The organism is Kordiimonas lacus (genome assembly GCF_001550055.1).
In the GTDB taxonomy this organism is placed as follows: Bacteria; Pseudomonadota; Alphaproteobacteria; order Sphingomonadales; family Kordiimonadaceae; genus Kordiimonas; species Kordiimonas lacus.
Map to the genome: position 1 here is coordinate 490,803 of NZ_LRUA01000006.1, position 17,148 is coordinate 507,950.

At 55.5% G+C, this 17,148-nt stretch carries 23 protein-coding genes; 12 read left to right on the plus strand and 11 right to left on the minus strand.

Annotated elements, in window-relative coordinates; all coding sequences use genetic code 11:
- Positions 1–11 precede the first annotated feature (11 nt).
- The 5 genes from KORLAC_RS10460 to KORLAC_RS10480 all read left to right on the plus strand — a co-directional run bounded on the left by KORLAC_RS10460 (position 12) and on the right by KORLAC_RS10480 (position 3,190).
- Complete coding sequence (locus tag KORLAC_RS10460; protein ID WP_074519318.1) at positions 12–305, plus strand: thioredoxin family protein; 294 nt, start codon at positions 12–14, stop codon at positions 303–305.
- A complete protein-coding gene (locus KORLAC_RS10465) occupies positions 289–966 on the plus strand; it encodes a cytochrome c biogenesis CcdA family protein (RefSeq protein WP_068306264.1) in 678 nt (225 codons plus the stop codon). The genes KORLAC_RS10460 and KORLAC_RS10465 overlap by 17 nt, the downstream gene beginning before the upstream one ends.
- 8 nt (positions 967–974) lie before the next feature.
- Positions 975–1,367 (plus strand): MerR family DNA-binding protein, encoded by a 393-nt coding sequence (locus KORLAC_RS10470; protein ID WP_068306266.1) that lies wholly within the window; start codon positions 975–977, stop codon positions 1,365–1,367.
- A gap of 189 nt (positions 1,368–1,556) precedes the next feature.
- Positions 1,557–2,531 (plus strand): DUF2231 domain-containing protein, encoded by a 975-nt coding sequence (locus KORLAC_RS10475; RefSeq protein ID WP_068306268.1) that lies wholly within the window; start codon positions 1,557–1,559, stop codon positions 2,529–2,531.
- Positions 2,528–3,190 carry a helix-turn-helix transcriptional regulator gene (locus tag KORLAC_RS10480; RefSeq protein WP_068306270.1) on the plus strand — a complete coding sequence of 221 codons (663 nt, stop codon included), beginning with the start codon at positions 2,528–2,530 and terminating at the stop codon, positions 3,188–3,190. Before KORLAC_RS10475 ends, KORLAC_RS10480 begins: the two co-directional genes overlap by 4 nt.
- Here the strand turns inward: KORLAC_RS10480 and KORLAC_RS10485 are convergent.
- Positions 3,187–3,660, minus strand: a complete 474-nt coding sequence (locus KORLAC_RS10485) for a YybH family protein (protein WP_068306273.1) — start codon at positions 3,658–3,660, stop codon at positions 3,187–3,189. The genes KORLAC_RS10480 and KORLAC_RS10485 overlap by 4 nt on opposite strands.
- 60 nt (positions 3,661–3,720) lie before the next feature.
- Positions 3,721–4,611, minus strand: a complete 891-nt coding sequence (locus KORLAC_RS10490) for a sterol desaturase family protein (RefSeq protein ID WP_068306275.1) — start codon at positions 4,609–4,611, stop codon at positions 3,721–3,723.
- Between the two features lie 135 nt (positions 4,612–4,746).
- On the opposite strand from KORLAC_RS10490, the gene KORLAC_RS10495 reads away from it, so the two are divergent.
- Positions 4,747–5,460 (plus strand): class I SAM-dependent methyltransferase, encoded by a 714-nt coding sequence (locus KORLAC_RS10495; protein WP_068306276.1) that lies wholly within the window; start codon positions 4,747–4,749, stop codon positions 5,458–5,460.
- A gap of 28 nt (positions 5,461–5,488) precedes the next feature.
- Here KORLAC_RS10495 and KORLAC_RS10500 read toward each other — a convergent pair whose 3' ends face one another.
- Positions 5,489–5,911: a hypothetical protein gene (locus KORLAC_RS10500; RefSeq protein ID WP_068306278.1), complete on the minus strand. Its 423-nt coding sequence runs from the start codon at positions 5,909–5,911 to the stop codon at positions 5,489–5,491.
- A 40-nt stretch (positions 5,912–5,951) separates the two neighbouring features.
- Between KORLAC_RS10500 and KORLAC_RS10505 the strand changes: the two genes are divergently transcribed.
- The 3 genes from KORLAC_RS10505 to KORLAC_RS10515 all read left to right on the plus strand — a co-directional run bounded on the left by KORLAC_RS10505 (position 5,952) and on the right by KORLAC_RS10515 (position 7,257).
- The gene (locus KORLAC_RS10505) at positions 5,952–6,218 is read left to right on the plus strand and encodes a MerR family DNA-binding protein (protein WP_160328625.1); all 267 of its coding nucleotides are present in this window, start codon (positions 5,952–5,954) and stop codon (positions 6,216–6,218) included.
- A gap of 128 nt (positions 6,219–6,346) precedes the next feature.
- Positions 6,347–6,730 carry a hypothetical protein gene (locus KORLAC_RS10510; protein ID WP_068306282.1) on the plus strand — a complete coding sequence of 128 codons (384 nt, stop codon included), beginning with the start codon at positions 6,347–6,349 and terminating at the stop codon, positions 6,728–6,730.
- A gap of 47 nt (positions 6,731–6,777) precedes the next feature.
- A complete protein-coding gene (locus tag KORLAC_RS10515) occupies positions 6,778–7,257 on the plus strand; it encodes an HNH endonuclease (protein ID WP_068306284.1) in 480 nt (159 codons plus the stop codon).
- A gap of 49 nt (positions 7,258–7,306) precedes the next feature.
- Here KORLAC_RS10515 and KORLAC_RS10520 read toward each other — a convergent pair whose 3' ends face one another.
- A complete protein-coding gene (locus tag KORLAC_RS10520; protein ID WP_068306286.1) occupies positions 7,307–8,254 on the minus strand; it encodes a site-specific integrase in 948 nt (315 codons plus the stop codon).
- A 196-nt stretch (positions 8,255–8,450) separates the two neighbouring features.
- Between KORLAC_RS10520 and KORLAC_RS10525 the strand changes: the two genes are divergently transcribed.
- From KORLAC_RS10525 to KORLAC_RS10535, 3 genes are all read left to right on the plus strand, one after another.
- Complete coding sequence (locus KORLAC_RS10525; protein WP_068306288.1) at positions 8,451–9,470, plus strand: DNA-binding protein; 1,020 nt, start codon at positions 8,451–8,453, stop codon at positions 9,468–9,470.
- Position 9,471: 1 nt separating this feature from the next.
- On the plus strand, positions 9,472–9,702 hold the full coding sequence (locus KORLAC_RS10530) for a hypothetical protein (protein ID WP_068306289.1): 231 nt from the start codon (positions 9,472–9,474) through the stop codon (positions 9,700–9,702).
- A 231-nt stretch (positions 9,703–9,933) separates the two neighbouring features.
- Positions 9,934–10,113 carry a hypothetical protein gene (locus KORLAC_RS10535; protein WP_068306293.1) on the plus strand — a complete coding sequence of 60 codons (180 nt, stop codon included), beginning with the start codon at positions 9,934–9,936 and terminating at the stop codon, positions 10,111–10,113.
- Between the two features lie 156 nt (positions 10,114–10,269).
- On the opposite strand, the gene KORLAC_RS10540 is transcribed toward KORLAC_RS10535, so the two are convergent.
- The 7 genes from KORLAC_RS10540 to KORLAC_RS10570 are packed head-to-tail and all read right to left on the minus strand — an operon-like array spanning position 10,270 to position 17,145.
- Complete coding sequence (locus KORLAC_RS10540) at positions 10,270–11,025, minus strand: MBL fold metallo-hydrolase (RefSeq protein ID WP_068306295.1); 756 nt, start codon at positions 11,023–11,025, stop codon at positions 10,270–10,272.
- Positions 11,022–11,837 (minus strand): TatD family hydrolase, encoded by an 816-nt coding sequence (locus KORLAC_RS10545; RefSeq protein WP_068306301.1) that lies wholly within the window; start codon positions 11,835–11,837, stop codon positions 11,022–11,024. The genes KORLAC_RS10540 and KORLAC_RS10545 overlap by 4 nt, the downstream gene beginning before the upstream one ends.
- Complete coding sequence (gene metG / locus KORLAC_RS10550) at positions 11,837–13,390, minus strand: methionine--tRNA ligase (protein WP_068306304.1); 1,554 nt, start codon at positions 13,388–13,390, stop codon at positions 11,837–11,839. Before metG ends, KORLAC_RS10545 begins: the two co-directional genes overlap by 1 nt.
- A gap of 33 nt (positions 13,391–13,423) precedes the next feature.
- The gene (locus tag KORLAC_RS10555; protein WP_068306307.1) at positions 13,424–14,530 is read right to left on the minus strand and encodes a DNA polymerase III subunit delta'; all 1,107 of its coding nucleotides are present in this window, start codon (positions 14,528–14,530) and stop codon (positions 13,424–13,426) included.
- The gene (tmk, locus tag KORLAC_RS10560) at positions 14,527–15,180 is read right to left on the minus strand and encodes a dTMP kinase (RefSeq protein WP_068306311.1); all 654 of its coding nucleotides are present in this window, start codon (positions 15,178–15,180) and stop codon (positions 14,527–14,529) included. The genes KORLAC_RS10555 and tmk overlap by 4 nt, the downstream gene beginning before the upstream one ends.
- Positions 15,180–16,355: a D-alanyl-D-alanine carboxypeptidase family protein gene (locus KORLAC_RS10565; protein ID WP_068306316.1), complete on the minus strand. Its 1,176-nt coding sequence runs from the start codon at positions 16,353–16,355 to the stop codon at positions 15,180–15,182. The genes tmk and KORLAC_RS10565 overlap by 1 nt, the downstream gene beginning before the upstream one ends.
- 16 nt (positions 16,356–16,371) lie before the next feature.
- Positions 16,372–17,145, minus strand: a complete 774-nt coding sequence (locus KORLAC_RS10570; protein WP_068306318.1) for a septal ring lytic transglycosylase RlpA family protein — start codon at positions 17,143–17,145, stop codon at positions 16,372–16,374.
- Positions 17,146–17,148 lie beyond the last annotated feature (3 nt).

The following is a 17,148-nucleotide window of genomic DNA, read 5'->3' on the forward strand; positions in this document are numbered from 1 at the left end:
ATCGAGCCGCCATGACGAAGCCAGTGATAGTTGAATTGTTGACCGCAAGCGGCTGCAACCGGTGCCGCCAGACCAGAGACCGTATTCGGTTCGTTGTCGCCGATTGGCCGGAAGGGTCCTTTGATTATCGCGAAGTCAATGTCGTGGAGGAAATCGATTATGCCGTAAAACTCGAGGTCCTGAGCACGCCGTCGGTCGCGATCGATGGCGTTCTCGCTTTCACGGGTCCGCCTTCCGAGAAGAAATTGCACCAAGCGCTTCGGGACGCTCTGGATAAACGGAACACTCATGCCCCACTTAGCTGATATCGGCATGGAGGCTGGCGGCATCGCCGGCTTGTGGGCGGCACTGATCACCGGCTTCCTGTTCAGTTTCAATCCGGTGTCCTTCGCCTCGCTGCCGATGGTACTGGCCTATGTCACGCGGGCCCGTTCCATGAAGGATGCGCTGACCTTCGGGCTCTCCTTTGCCCTCGGCATGGTCCTGACCCATGTGGTACTGGGAACCGGCGCCGCCCTCGGCGGCTATTGGGTCGAGAATTTTCTGGGCCGCCAGTGGGGGCTGTTGCTCGGACCGCTCCTGATCCTGCTCGGACTGATCTGGCCGGGCTGGATCAGGCTGCCCTTGCCGTGGCTCTCGATGAAGGGTGAGCGTGTTGCCACGGCCGGCGGCGCTTTTTTACTCGGCATCCCATTTACCGTCGGTATCTGCCCGGTTTGTTCGCCAGGCCTTTGGGTGGGGCTAGGCGCCAGCGCGGCTATCGGGTCTCCGCTCTATGGCGCGCTTCTGATGCTGGTGTTTGCGGTTGGACGCACCCTTCCGCTGGTGATTGGCGCCTGCAGTGTCGGCTGGCTCGAGTCCCTGAAACCCTTGATGGGATGGCGCCAAGTCTTTGAAGCCGTCGGCGGTGTAACCCTGATCCTCGTTGGGCTCTATATGCTGAACGCGTATTTCTTCTGGAAATGAGGTGAAGCATGTACCCGATAGGGACCATTACAACCCAGCTTAAGGTAAGCGCGGATACGTTGCGCTACTATGAGAAGATCGGTCTGCTGAAGCGCATCTACCGTAACGAAGCAGGCAGACGCCTCTATAGCGATAAGGATATCTCGCGCCTGAAGTTTATCAAGCGTGCGCAAAGGATGGGATTTACGCTGGCGGAGATCGGCAACCTGCTGTCGTTCCGGGAAAACCCGCAAACAGCCCAGCCAAAGGTAAGGGAATTGGCGCATCATAAGCTCAAGGAGATCGAAGGCCACCTCGCTGAAGTTACGACCCTCAAAAAAGAACTGTCGCTATTGTTGAGCCTGTGCGAAGCAAGCTCCGAGGGGTGCCCCATTCTGGAAAATCTGGATGGGGACGCTTAAAATGAGGGCGATGCGGAAAGCCTGTTTAGTGCAGATGCATCATTCAGTGCGGTTGATATGGCTTTTGGGCGACCAGGCAGGGCGTTGAGGGCCTGGCACTCTTCGAATTTTGATCAAAATGCCGCTTGACCTTGGAGTATAGTACCGGCTGCAGGATGCATGCTTTTCAGAATATATCGGGAGGGACACATGAACGATCTGATCATTCCAAACTGGCACCCGCTGCTGGTGCATTTCACCATTGCACTTGTCGTGACGTCGAGTGTCTTTTTCGTTTTGTCCAAGATCGTGGCCGGGAAGGCTGACACCTTTGCGCTTGTCGGACGCTGGACGCTGTGGTCTGCGGCGGTTGTAACGATCCTCACACTGCTGGCCGGATGGCAAGCCTATAATTCCGTAGAGCACGATGATGTGGCCCATACGGTGATGAAGACACACCGTTTCTGGGCCCTGATTACAGCCGGGGCCCTGTTCGGGCTCGCGCTTTGGTGCCGTCGAGCCAAGGAGGTGTCAGTGCTGCTTGTCGCGGGCAGCCTTGTCGTCACGGGCCTTGTCGGCATCACCGGTTATTTGGGCGCCGAGCTTGTCTATCGCCATGGCCTTGGTGTGATGCGCCTGCCAGACAGCTCCGGCGCCGGGCACAGCCATGCAGATGGCGGCGACCATGACCATGGTGAAGCGACTGCGGAAAATGAAGCGCATGAGCACGTGGACCATGATCATGGTGCGGTGCCCCCAGAAGGTGAAGCGCATGACCACGCAGATCACGATCATAGCGGAGTGGCCGAGGCCACCGTGCCGATTGACCCGGCGGCCATATCCGACGCGTTTCTGGCCGCGCTTCAGTCTGGTGATGAACAGGTCGTCGATAAGCTGCTGGCGGACGATGTACTGATTATCGAAGGCGGTCATGCCCAGTCGAGTAAAGCCGCCTATATGGCTGGCCATATGAAGTCCGATATGAAGTTCGTGCCACATATGACCTTTGAGATCCTGTCTCGTGAAACCGGCCAGTCCGGCGACAGGGCCTGGATCGTTACCTTTTCCCGCAGCGTGGGCACCTATAACGGTAAAGACTATGACAACAACGGGCGGGAATTCATGCTCTTGCGGCGCGAGGGCGAGGACTGGAAAATCGCCCTGATTGACTGGGCGGAGAAGTGAGCTGGCACGGGAAGCTCCTGCTCGCGCAAGGGTGGGCGCATTATCATGGGCCCGCCGGCGACACGACTTTCCATGCCCATTATCCTATCCAGCTTGTCTTCTCAGAATCTGGCGAGGCGACGGTTACCCTCGATGATCGCCAGATGGTGGGCCGTTTTCTCCATATCCCATCGAATGCAAAGCACATGCTGGCGCCAAGCCAGCAGCCCCTTGATCTACTTTATATTGAGCCAACCTTGCTGGCGGGACACGAGGCCGAGAGTAGAGCTCTTTCGGAGTGGCTGTCCGCGCTGCGGCAGCGAAAAGCCACTGTTGATGATCCCAGGCTGATCCGCGCCCTTGGGGCCATCGACGGTGCATTGGGCGGCAAAATCACGCAGGATATGATCGCGCGCGCCGCAGGCATGTCCAAAAGCAGTTTTACGAAACTGTTCCGTGCCATCATCGGCATGCCGCTTCGGCGGTATGTCCTGTGGCGGCGTCTGAGTGTTGCGGTTGCCGAGATTGGCGCGGGGGCAGATGCAACCGCGGCTGCCCACAAGGCGGGTTTTTCAGATTCTGCCCATTTCTCAAGAACAATGAGGGAGACATTTGGTGTCTCCCCCACAGATAGCGTTTTAAAGATTCAGATGACAGTTGCAGAAACGTCAGCTGTCTAGTGTTCGTGCTTCTTTGGCCTATAGTCGCGGCTTGAAGAATGGGTATGTACCACTTTCCACTCGCCCTCCACCAAGCGGAACAGGAATGTTTGGCGCCCGGCTTTATCAAACTCGCGTCCATTTTTCCTGACCTTGCCTTTAACGCGTGTGTCAGCGATGGCCCAGGCAAATCCGCCCTCGAAATGGATTTCGATATCCGAGAAATCGAGGTGCAGATATTCAAGGGCGTCTTTCTCCGGCTCCACATGGTTGGTCACCAGATCGTCCAGTCCTTCATTCTGACCGCCGGACTCTACATATCGGGCCCCCTCGAAATCGAGGAAATGCTTTCGGAACGGTGCCCCGTCGCCGTTTTCCCAACCATATTCGATGGCGGCGATGATCTCTTTGATCGCTTTTTTGTCGTCTGCAGACGCGAAAACGGACGTTGACCCGATGGCGATCAGCGCCGCACAGATAAGTATTCTCACTCTATCCCTCCCTTTTTATTACAGCGCTGATACTAAAGGGTTTTTATGTCAGATGACAACTCATTCCGCAGCCTGATTTGGAACTGTTGCTTCTGTTTTAGAGGGCGCTTTGAACGGCCGGATCAACTGTGCCAGATAAGTGTCCGGATAGTTGGGTTCCTTACCGATGCCCAGGTCGTTTGAGGAGAAGCGGCGTTTGGCGTCATATACGGCTGTCCCCAGCATCCGGTCCCAGATTGTGGTGAACAGGCCGAAATTCACGTCGCCCTCCACAGGCCACTTGATGTGGTGAAACCGGTGCAGGGGCGAGAGCGCCAATATATAGCGGAGCGGCCCGATTTTCACGTCTACATTGCTATGCTGCAGGAGTAGCTGGATGGCGACCGCGAAGGCGAGCAGGGCGGCAATGTCTAGCGGGATCCCCATCAGGATCAAAGGGCACGTGCCGCCGAGCGTTTCAATGGCCTGATGAAGCGGGTGTTTCATAAGGCCGTTGAAGCCATACATGCGCTTGACGCTGTGATGAACCGCATGGAAACGCCACAGGGTAGGATGGATGTGGCTTGCATAGTGCACCAAAGTGATGCCGCAGTCAGCGATCAGGATGGCGAGGAACAGTTGCCCCCACATTGGCCAGTCGGTGGGCCAAATATCGAAGCCCGGTACGATGGCGACAATCAAAGGCAGCAAGGCCACAGACGAGGCGTTGGCGCCTTCATTCACAAAGGCATGAAGCACGTCTCGCCAGCTATCCCCACGGTCTTGGTTCCATTGCCTTTCGTATGGCACAAGCCGTTCCAACGCAAACGAGATACCAATAGCAAGTAGTAGCAGCACCAGCAGCGCGCCATAACCGTAGCCGCCTGCAAGGGCGTAAAGCGCGGCAGCCAAAAAGCCGCCAAGCATCAATGGCACATAGGTCACCTTGATCAATTCTCTCAAAACAAACATCGATCTCTCTCCTTTGTTCAGGGCAGAGATAATGATTGGAGGTCCAGGCGGCTTGAATAAATGGCCATTTATTCAAGTGTGCTCGCCGGTCGTTCACTTAATCTGTCGTTCAGGAAATCAAATCAGGAGGCGGCAGTGCCGAATATCGTAGAACACGAAAAGGGCGAGTCCCAGGCCTTTGTCCCAGCTCTTCGCTACAAGTGGGCGACGGGCATTTATGACTTGGTTATCGAATATTTTACGCGTGGCAGAGCGCTGCGAAGATTATCGGTCGACGCGATAGCGCCGGCGGCAGGAGAAGCCATATTGGATCTCGGGTGTGGCACGGGTGAGTTGTCCCTCGCATTGGCGCAGACTGAGCCGAAGTCCAGTATCACTGGATATGATATCGATCCTGAGATTTTGGAGATCGCACGCAATAAGATGGGGCTCCAAGGCGAGGTATCTGCAGTCACATTCCGAGAGGTCAATGTGACGGACGCCGCCTCATTTCCACAGCAAGATATTGGCCGCTTCGATTGTGTGGCCTCCAGCCTCATGTTTCATCACTTGACCCATGATCAAAAACAACAGGCGCTTAAGTCCGTTCAGGCGTTGCTCAATCCCGGCGGTCGGTTCGTTTTGATCGACTGGGGGCCTGGGGCAAATATGTTCCTTAGGGCCGCCTTCTGGCAGGTGCGCCTGCTTGATGGCTTGGCCGTTACCCTAGATAATGCCAGAGGAAACCTGCCCAATATGCTTGAGGAAGCTGGTTTCTCACAGATTGATGCGACACCGCTGCTGGACACGATGTTCGGAACGGTTTGGTGCTACCAGGGAAAATTACGTTCTCTATATGATAGCGAGTGAACCCTAATATGATAGCGAGTGAACCCTATTATTTTCGGTTCAACCGGTACCATGTCTGGCGTACTTCCCACCTGTCGATTGGACCAAGTGGGCCGATAGGACAGTGGTGTTCCTTGATCGGCGTTCCTGTGACCAAAGAGAATAGATGATGGAATGCGCGCATCTCGCAGCCCGGCGTGCGGATCAGCGCGGCAACCACAAAGGCAAGCCCGAGATGGCTGAAGATATAAAGCTCCCCGACATGAACCGCCTGCGCCAGCAAGGGCGTTTCAATGTGACCAGCCTGCATATAACCCATCAGTGCGAAACCCATCAAAATCACTGCACTGACAGCGGCGGGCCATTTCTTCCAGGATCGGGAGAAGCCGATATTGATCACATAGCTGACCAGTACAAGGCCGATAACGATGCCGTTCCACAGGAGCGGTCGAATGCTACCCTCGCTGGTCATCAGATCTCCGCGCACGGCGTCTGGCTATCGATGCTATTCCATGGATCATCTGAAGCGACTGAAGTTCATTCGCCGCACGCGAGACCTTGGCTTTACCAATCAGGAAGTGAAAGGCCTATTGGAGATGGTGGATGGCACCTATGCCTGCGATGATGTGAAAGGCATGGCACTTGCAAATGTGAAACTGGTCAAAAATAAGGTTGCCGACCTCGTGAAGCTACAGGCAGCCCTTGAAAGCATGGCGGCGGAATGTCGCGGCGGCGACACGCCCAATTGCGTCATCATCGATCGATTGCTGGACGAATAGTTGCTGCGCGCTATTCGCTGTGTTGCTCGCAAGTCAAAACCCGGATAAGAGCCAATGTCAAATGGCGACATCTGGCCTGGAGCATAATTTCATAGCGTGACAGGGAAGGACTTTATAGAAAGAGTGATATGACCAACATCTCCTTTCAAGACAAGCTGTATGACGTGGGCTCCAAGACCGTTCGAATGAATTCTGTCGAACATCTTAGACATCATAACCGCTTTGCCAATTTGTCGCGAGTGGACGTCCTTAGGGAACTGGAACGCCATATTGATGAGCCGTACGGGGCCATCCGGTTGGCCCATGAACGGCTCACCGTCACCGGGGCGCACCATGGCGACAAGAAGCTACTGGCCACTCTCATCTACCACGGTCAGATGTACGGCCTCGGCGCTTCGCCTCAACCGGCGACAATAGCAGACCTGTTGTGGCAGGCGGCTGCGATAATCATGGAAGATAATCGCGTTTCCCACCCGAACGAAATTTCCACTCCATCGTCCGATGACATGTAACCAGCAAAGTTGATGCGCAATGTCTGAGGTAAACAATTGGACGAAGCATGGAATTTAGAAAAGCCGCAAAAAGCGATCTCAAGAACGCCAAGCTCAGGCAACTCTATAACCAGAGCCATGGTCTTTGCTTCTACTGTGAAGAAATGATGCACCTGCCGCCACGGGTGAAGCGCGGTTCAGATCGTTACCCAAGTACCGATCATTTCATACCGATCAGCAATGGCGGTGCGAAGGATATCAGCAACTGCGTCGCCGCACATGTCAAATGTAATAACGAGAAGGCGAACTCGGTTCCCTCCGCGCCACTCCTTCTGCGCTTCGACGACTTCATCAAAGGCAGATGGCCGTCTGCCGCTCAGAAAAAGGCCGTGCAGCGGCGGTTCGGTGTCGACCTTCGCATCAAACTAAGTTTTCTGACCACGCTGTTTTACTTAGACATGCAGCTGCACAGAGGGCTTAGGGTCAAAAAAGGGCTCAAACGCGGCCCCTGGCTGGCAATCCAATTCCACTTGGGGCGTACCCCATGATCCAGCCTATGGTGGGTGGCCACCTAGACTGAAAGGGCAATTTCTACCGTCAAGCATCCTCAGATTCTGTTTTTCGCAGGCCAGCTTCCATCTGTCGCTTCATGAAGGGGTCCGCCGTGTCCACATAGCGCAGGGCAGATTTAACGTCCTTCCAGCCCACATACTCCATTAGCGATTTTATATCCCAATCGTTAGAGTTGGCCCAAGAGGCAAAACCACGACGGAGAGAGTGACTGCTGTATCGGCTGGCCTCTATGCCAGCCTCAGCCAATTCCTTCCTCAGTAGCGGCACGATGCTATTGGGATGCATTCCGGTCTTATTGAAGTTTCCCCACCGGTCGACACCCCGGAACAGAGGCCCCTTCTTGATGCCAGAGGCATTGAGCCAAGCCCGACATGCAGCCACTGGACATAGCCGACTGAGAGCTGGACACCGGTATGTCGTGCCGCCGTGGCTGCGATCGCTCTTGGATTGCACCAAATGGAGCGTCATCCCGGTATCGGTATCAAACTCGATATGCTGAGCCTCAAGCCGGCACAATTCGTCGCTGCGAAAGGCGCGCCAGAAACCGAGCAATATGAGGGCGCGATTACGCAGTATTCTTAGCGTCTCACTGGGCGTCGCGGTACCAAGTTCAAGCTGAGCTTTCCAGTAGCCGTCGAGTGCTTCAAGCTGTGCCAGTTGCAGCGGTGCGGCTTGCTTCTCCCGATGGGGATGTAATTCGGCAATACCTTTCAGCGTGCGTTTGACCAGGATTGCCTTTGTTGGGTCGACAAACCCCTGTTCCACGTGCCAGCGACCGATTGCGGCCAGTCGTTGCTTGAGCGTGTTGAGGGACAGGCTGTCCGCGTAGTCGGCCAAATAGTGGGCGACCCTGTCGGCTGTCGCAGGCAGCATGCCGCCCCAACCGACCTCAAAATGCTCAATGGCCGAAGCGTAACTCCGGCGGGTGTTGTCGCGGGTCGCGGCTTGTACATACTCTTCGATACGGCTCATGAAAGCGTCACTTTGTCAGATCTGTCTGTGCTTGATGTATCATACCGATTTTTTCAACCTCATCATCATATTAACGCTTAAGGCGTGATAAGCCTCCATTATCAAATTTTAGAAACGTAATTTTGTTGTCAATCCAATGTACAATTATGGTATGTATATACATAGTACATAATATGGTATGAAATAAGGAAAAGTCATGGCACGCAGTGGAATCGACAAACAAAGCGTCAAGCAGGCACGGCAGGCGCTGATCGCCCGCGGCGAAAACCCGTCGATCGACGCTGTCCGTGTCGAACTGGGCAACACGGGCTCCAAAACCACCATCCACCGTCATCTCCGGGAGCTGGAGGCGGAGGAAGCAGCCAAGGTCGATGCTGACGCCTTTCTGACCGATACGTTGCGCAACATGGTGGCCAACCTCGCAGACCAACTGCAGAAAGAAGCGCAGGATGTCGTCGACAAGGCCAGAACGGATCATGCCGAACAGATCGCAGCACTGTTTCGCGAGATTGCCGACCGGGAAACCCAGCTTTCGGAACGCGATAAGCAGCTACAGGTACTTTCCGCGTGTTTTGCGGAGGAAAAAGAGGAGCATGCCAATACCAGGTCAGCTTTGGAGAGTGCCGTTGAAGACAAGAGGGAGCAGGAACTTCGCCTAAAAGACCAGGAAGCGCGACTGTCTGAAAAGGCGTCGCAAATAGCCTCCCTGGAGGAGAAACACCAGCACGTCCGCGACAGCCTGGAGCATTACCGCCAATCCGTAAAAGAGCAGCGCGACGCAGAGAACCGTCGGTTTGAGCATCAGATGCAGCAACTGCATGTGGAAAAGCGCGAGTTGACCCAAAAACTTGGGGAAAAACAGGAAGAGCTGTCCAAAATGGCAAGGGATAACAGTGCGCTAACGACCAGGCTGACTGATGCTCATGCCGCCCTGGAAAACCAAAAGAGTGAAAATCAGGCCCAGGCATCAGAGTTGGTGAACCAATCGGAAGAACTGCGGCGGTTCGGTGACATAGAGACGAAATATGCTACGCTCGAGGAAACGCATGATGATCTCTTGAACAGGCACCAACTTGTCCAGGATGATATGCGATCCAAGGAAGTGGAATTGGCTGGCCTCAGGGCGGAAGTGGCAACGATGACAAAACTTCTTGCCGTGTTCGAAAACCCGTCCACCGGACAAACGCCAACAAATACAAAAAGGGGGAGGCAGTGAAATGAGCACGAAATCAACGATCTGTTCCGGCGATGACTATCATTTGTTCGAGGAAATCGCCCTGGATGATGAGGAGCCGCTGACACATGTCCAACTCCAAATCGAACGTGCCAGCATGTTTGCAGTGGAGAAGCTGCTTCCGGACAAAGATGCCAATGTGACGTTGGCTATTCCCACCACGACCATGGATGAAATAGCATTGGCGTGGATTGAAAAGAGAAAACTGTTGTGAATTTAGAAGTTAGAAGCGTTCGGCCAACTCAAGTATTCGATTAGTCCAAGTTGGCCGTTTTTGCAGCTACGTGGTTACTAGGCCGACAAAGGGCACGATTGCATTTGTACGCCCTTTGTTCCAAAATATGGCCACTTTCGCAGCTACCCGGTCACTAGGCCAACACCCGAGGTGGTCACCACGTCGTGGTTGAGGTATGATATGCTAAGTGCCGTTCCCGAGGACACATATATGCGCGACGTTAATATCTTAAGCTTGAATCTTGAGCAGAATGGCCGTCAGGAAGTGATGGAACTAGGTGCTGCAGATAGAAAGGTCTTTGTGGAAGCGCTTATCGACCCACCACCGATTGCCTCAGAGAATCTAAAAAGGGTGGTAGCGAGCTACAAGCGACAACAGCCGAAGCAATGATTGTCAAAAGGGCTTTGTTCCCAAGGTGTTCTTTTAGGGTTCTTCCACGGGGCCCCCAAGCATGTTGAGGCACTGAAGTAATCTATAAATTATATAGCATTTACAATGCCTTGTTGGATTTTCGGCGGATTTCGTCAGGATCCCGGCCGACCCTCATTAAGGGCGCTCGATCACCATACCGTCATATGCAGGCACGACGCCGTCAGGCAGTTCTGCCTTCAGGGTCTCATAGTCCATGTCCCAGGTCATATGTGTGAGGATGGCGAGTTCCGGTTTTACCCGGTCGATCCACGCCAGCGTTTGGGCCAGATGGCTGTGGGTTGGGTGCGGGTCATACCTGAGCGCATCCACCACCCATACCTTCACGCCATCAAGAGCCTCGAAGGCGGATTCGGGCATGCGGTCCAGGTCGGTGGAATAAGCCATATCGCCGAACCGGTAGCCCAGGCTGATGCCAGCACCGTGGCCCTGTTCAAAGGGCGTCATGGTTATGTTGCCGACTTTCGTGGGGCCCGACATGGTCTTTGCAGCACAGATGGCGGGATAGCCGTTCTGGCTTTTGAAAATATAGTCGAACCGCAGCTTCAGGGTGTCGATAGTCTGGGCGTCGCCATAAACCGGCACCTTCTGGCGTGTTGACTGGAAGAAACCGCGCAGGTCATCAATGCCGTGGGTATGGTCGGCATGATCGTGAGTATAGAACACGCCGCTGACATGCTTCATGCCCGCCGACAGCGCCTGCTCCCGAAGGTCTGGCGTGGTATCGATGAGGATGCTTGTGTCGCCCTCCTCCACCAGGATGCTGGCGCGGCGGCGGCGGTTCTTCGGGTTCTTGGGGTCGCAGGCGCCCCAATGTTCCGGCATCTTGGGGACACCGCCCGACGTGCCGCAGCCAAGAATGGTCAGCTTCATGCCGCGCTCTGGGCCAGCTCTGGCGGCGTGGCTTTATCGAACAGCTTGAAGAAATTGGCCGTAGTGGCTTCCTGCAACTCCTCGAAGCTATTCCCCCTCAGCTCTGCTACAAAGCGTGCTGTATCCATCACATAGGCGGGCTCGCAGGGTTTGCCGCGGTGCGGGACAGGGGCCAGGAACGGCGCGTCGGTTTCCACAAGGAGCCGCTCAAGCGGAACGGTTTTCACCGTTTCCTGCAGGTCTTTGGCGCTGCGGAACGTTGCAATACCCGAAATCGAGATATAAAGGCCCATCTCCAAAACCGCGTCTGCCAGCATCTGGCTGGCGGTAAAGCAGTGGATCACGCCCTTGAACGGGCCTTTGGCCATCTCTTCCTTGAGTATTGCCACACAGTCTTCGTCCGCATCGCGGGTGTGGATGATCACCGGCAGCCCGGTTTCACGCGCGGCTGTGATGTGGGCGCGGAAGTTCACCTGCTGCATATCGCGTGGCGCATTGTCGTAATAATAATCGAGCCCGGTTTCACCGATACCCACGATTTTCGGATGCTGGGCACGCTCCACAAGCGCTGCTACGGCAACATCCGGTTCGTTCTCCGCCTCATGCGGGTGAATGCCCACGGTGCCATACACATCGTGGTATTTCTCAGCAATCTCGCGGATTTCATCAAACTCGCGCAGTTTGGTGTTGATCGCCAGCATGCAGCCCACGCCGGCTTCACGGGCGCGATTTACGGCACCGGCTTCGTCTTCGCGAAGCTGCTTGTAGTTCAGGTGGCAATGGCTATCGACGATATATCCATAGTCAGCCATCAGGCTGCATCCTCTTCCGGCAGATCAAAGCGCGGGAAAACGCCCTCTGGTTTCGGAATTTCGGTGCCAGGCGCAATCCGGTGCGTGCTGCCGATCTGGTCAAAGCCGCGCTCAGTCACATTCATCTGGCTCAGGAGCTTGTCCATGCTTTCCGGCATGATGGCCTGCGCCATAATGGCGATCTGGCGGATGGCGTCTGCCAGCACATAGAGAACCGTGTTCATGCGCTCTGGGTCGGTCTTCTTCAGTTTCCAGGGTTCCTGCACGGAAATATAGCTGTCTGCCGCGCTGGCCTGGGCGAAAATGGCCTCCAACGCAAAGTTGAAGGCCTGCTTGTCCATATGACTGCGAACAACATCAAGTGTTGCTTCAATGTCGCTCAGCAACTTCTTATCTTCACTGATTAATTCACCTGGAGTTGGAATGGCACCATCACAGTTTTTATGGATCATGGACAGCGTGCGTTGGCTGAGGTTGCCAATACCGTTCGCGAGTTCCGAGTTGCAGCGCAGCACAAACGACTTGCGGGAGAAATCGCCATCATTGCCGAAGGGCACTTCCCGCATCAGGAAAAAGCGTACGGGATCGAGGCCATAGGTGTCGATCAACTCAAACGGATCGATGACATTGCCGAGAGACTTGGAGATCTTCTGGCCTTCGTTGGTCCACCAGCCGTGGGCGAACACCCGCTTTGGCAGCGGCAGGTCAGCCGCCATCAGGAAGGCGGGCCAGTATACGGCGTGGAAGCGCAGGATATCCTTGCCCACCATATGAACATTGGCCGGCCAATAGGTCTTGTAGGCCTCAGCGCCCTCGTCCGGGTAGCCCACAGCCGTCAGATAGTTCGCCAGCGCGTCGATCCAGACATACATCACATGGCCTTCATGACCAGGCACAGGCACGCCCCACTTGAAGCTGGAACGGGAGATCGACAGGTCCTCAAGGCCGCCTTTTACAAAGCTGCGCACTTCATTGAGGCGCGATTTCGGCATGACGAAATCTTCCTGGGTATCGTAAAGCTCCAGGAGCTTGTCTTCAAAGGCGGAAAGCTTGAAGAAATAGCTGGGCTCTTCAACCCACTCAACCGGCGCGCCGGTTGGGGCCAGCTTCTCGCCGCCCTCCCCGACTGTCAGTTCCTTTTCAGCGTAAAATGCTTCGTCGCGCACGGAATACCAGCCGGAATAGCTGTCTTCATAGATGAAGCCTTTTTCCTCAAGGACCTTCCAAAGGTGCTGCACGGCTTTCTTGTGGCGGTCTTCTGTGGTGCGGATGAATTGGTCGTTCGAGAAATTCATGGCGGCCGCGAGTTCTTTGAAACGGTCCGAGACCCGGTCGCAGAAAGCCTGTGGGTCAACACCGGCTTTTTCCGCGGAGCGTTCGATCTTCTGGCCGTGTTCGTCCGTGCCTGTCAGGAACATGACGTCATAGCCGTCCAGTCGCTTGAACCGCGCCAGCATGTCGCAAGCGAGGGTCGTATAAGCGTGGCCAATATGTGGAACGTCATTCACATAATAGATTGGCGTCGTAACGTAATAGGACGGCCTGTCGGTCATATCATTCTCGTATCTGAATAAAATAAAATCGGCTTAGCCGCGTGCCAAAGCGCCGATAGACGTGAACAGGTTTACAATCACCTGCTTGCGGTCAAGGTTTACGGCGTCAGCCCGGCTTACCAAACGGCCCATCTTTTCCCACAGGTCAAGCCAGTTATCAAGCCCGGCAGTAGCAGAAATTCGGGCCATTTCAGCGCTTTCACCCTGCATGATGTCATTTATGCCAACGCCGCTTGCACTTTGGCGCACAAGGCGCTCCACCCAGCCGAGCAACATCTCGACAAACAGGCGGTATTCTGCGTCCGCCTTTGGGTTGGCCAGGCGGGTCGCCAGCGCATGAACATCCGGGATATTGAGACGCGGCAGGCGCACCAATTGTGAAGCCATATCGCGGTATAGGCCCACGCCGCCCAGCTCAGCCAGTTCGATCGCCTTGCCTGGCGCCCCGCCCGAGAGCCGCGCCAACGCGTTCAGGTCTTCACTCCCCAGCGTCGGGTAGCGGGATACCAGAACAGCCTTCACGCTTTCTTCCCCAAGTGCCTTCAGCTTCAGGGTGCGGCAGCGGCTCCGGATTGTCGGCAACAGTTTGCCGGGTGAATGGGCGACCAGAAGCAATATGGATTTGGCAGGAGGTTCCTCAAGAAGTTTCAGAAGCGCATTCGCCGCATTGGCATTCATTTCGTCGGCCGCGTCGACAATCGCGACACGCCACCCGCCTTCGCTGGCGGTTTGGGAATAGAAGCCTGTCAGTTTGCGAACATCGTCGATGACGATATCATTGCGCAGCTTGCCGGTTTTCTCATTCTCTGTCCGTTCCGCAATGGCGACACCCCCGTGCCCGCCAGACAGAATACGCTGAATTGCAGGGTTTTCCGGGTCCACATCCAATGTGGTGGCTTCTTGAGGGAGATCGTCACCGAACAGGCCCGGCCCAGCATCTGCATTGGCCTGTGTCAGCAGAAACTTGGCGAATTTCCAGGCCAGCGTGGCCTTGCCAATGCCCTTTGGCCCGGTAATCAGCCACGCATGGTGCAGACGGTCCGCGTTGAAGGCAGACAGGAACTCTCGTTCTGCGGCCTCGTGCCCGAAAACCGCTGTGGTTTCGCGTGGATGGCGCGATATGGCGGCTTCTTCGCTCATTTCATGCCCACAAGCCTGTGGTTCACTTCGGCCCGCAGATCATTCTGCAGCGTCGTAATATCCCGGTTGGCATCAATCACCACGCAGCGATCTGGTTCAGATTCTGCAATCTTGAGGTACGCATCCCTGATATTTTCATGAAACGCAAAATTCATGCGCTCGAACCGGTCTTCCCGGTCTTCGCGCAACGCCTCGCGGCCACAAGCGCGTGCCAGGCCAACATCCACAGGAAGGTCCAGGATGAAGGTCAGGTCAGGCGTCAGGCCATGCAGGGCCATATCCTGCAGTTCCCGCATCTTGTCGATGCCAAGGCCGCGTGCGCCGCCCTGATAGGCAATGGTGCTGTCGAAGAAACGGTCACACAGCACCCAAACACCGCGCTTGAGCGCCGGCTTGATGGTCCGTTCCACGTGTTCGGCACGGGCTGCGGTCATCAACAGCGCTTCGCTCATGGGTGTCCAGCGATCAGTCTCGCCTTTTACCAGCAGCTCACGTATCTCTTCGGCGCCAGTGGAACCGCCTGGCTCGCGGGTCATGACAACTTCAACGCCCCTGCCGGTCAGCCATTTGGCCAGCAGTTTAATCTGCGTCGACTTGCCTGCGCCTTCGCCGCCCTCGAAACTGATAAATTTCGGCGAAATATCGTCCATCAATTACCGGGCTCCGCGCCAGCTGATCCAAAGATCAGATATTCAAAGGCTGCACCGATCTTGCCAAGGCCACCAACTTCTTCAACCGACTGTCCGGCAAGCAGCGGTACCCGCAGGCCCGGGCGGTTAGGCATTTCGATAACCAACTCGCCCAGTTTATCGCCCGTCGTGATCGGCGCGGGCGCTGGATTGGTATATTCCACGCTGACCTTCATCTGGGCCCGCTGCAGGCGGGACATGGTCAGGGCTACGTCTTCCGCCACAACCATTGGAACGGTTTTGTCTTCGCCCAGCCAAACCTCGGCATAGTCAACGGTTTCACCAGCCTTGAACAGCGGATAGTGGCTGAAATTGCGGAAACCATATTGCATAAGGCGTGAGCTTTCGCGCATCCGCTCGTTCATGGAGCTGAGACCCGCAACAACCAGAACCAGGCGGCGGCCATCACGTTCAGCAGATGCCGCCAAGCCGTAGCCGGCTTCTTCCGTGTGGCCGGTCTTCAGGCCATCAGCGCCGGCAAAGCGGCCCAGCAGCGGATTGCGGTTATATTTGTTGCTGTCGAAGTTTTTATAAAGAAACTCGCGCTCGGCAAACATTGGGTAGAGGTCCGGAAAGTCATTAACCAGATGCATTGAAAGGGTCGCCAAATCGCGCGCGGTCATCACATGGCCTTCTGCCGGCCAGCCGTTTGAGTTGACAAAATGGCTACCCGTGAGCCCCATCTCTGTGGCTTTGGCGTTCAGCCAGTCGGCAAAGACCTCTTGCGAGCCAGCCATATGTTCAGCCAGAACGACACATGCATCGTTTCCTGACAGCACAATGATACCGCGAAGCAGGTCAGCAACCGTCACTTCATCACGGGCACGCAGGAACATGGTGGACCCACGGTTATTCCAGTTGCGCCAGGCTTCGTCTGACACCACAACCTTGTCATCAAGACGCATGGTGCCCTGCTTGATGGCGTCAAACGCCAGATAGACTGTCATCAGCTTGCTCATCGACGCAGGTGGGAAAGGTTCATCTGCGTCTTTTTCAAACAGGATGCTGCCGGTTGAGGCATCAAGAAGGATGGCATGCTTTGCCGGGGTCGCCATTTGCTGGGCAGATACCGGCTGCACAAAAGCCAGTAGCGCTGAAATGGTCAATCCGATTAGTGCCAGTTTCATTTTAAACATTGCCTTCCCTTGTCTCTCATCGCGTCGATTCAGTGAAAATTCGGGCCTCATAAAACCCATCAGCTACAATTCGGTCAAGCTTCTCTTCCGCGAGAAGCATTTCAATAAAGGGCCCTACCCGCACACGCCAAAGCATGCGCCCGTTTGACGCCGATTGTTCAATCCGGGCGTCATGGCCACGGCCTTTCAGGCGCCCAGCCTGAATTTCGGCATTCTCTCGCTGGCTGTAGGCACCAACCTGAATATAGTGGGCGTCTCCCGGGGTGTCACTCCGGGCCGTCTGGGTTCGCGGCAGCTTTGGCACGCGCCCGTGCTCATCAACGGCTTGAACCCGGACCTTCGTGACGCCCTGCTTGTCGAAGCCCAGAAGCTGAGCCCCGCGTCGGGAGATATCAATGATCCTGCCTTTGACAAAAGGTCCACGGTCGTTGACGCGCAGCAGGATCGTTCGGCCGTTTTCCAGGTTCGTGACCTTAACATAGGTTGGCAGTGGCAACGTCTTGTGGGCCGCTGTCAGCGCATTCATGTTGTAGATTTCGCCATTTGCCGTTTTCTTGCCGTGAAAATCCCGGCCATACCAGGACGCATAACCGACTTCGTCATAATTCGGCTGTTCAGCGGGCGTGTACCAGACACCGGCAATCTTGTATGGCTTGCCAACCTTGCGCTCTACTCCCTGGCTGCCGCGTGGGAGTTCGTCGTTCTGAGGCATGCGACCAATCGGGCGCATGGACGAAGAACAAGCTGCCAGGAAAGCACTCAGGATCATCAGAAGGACAAGATTGCGCATGTG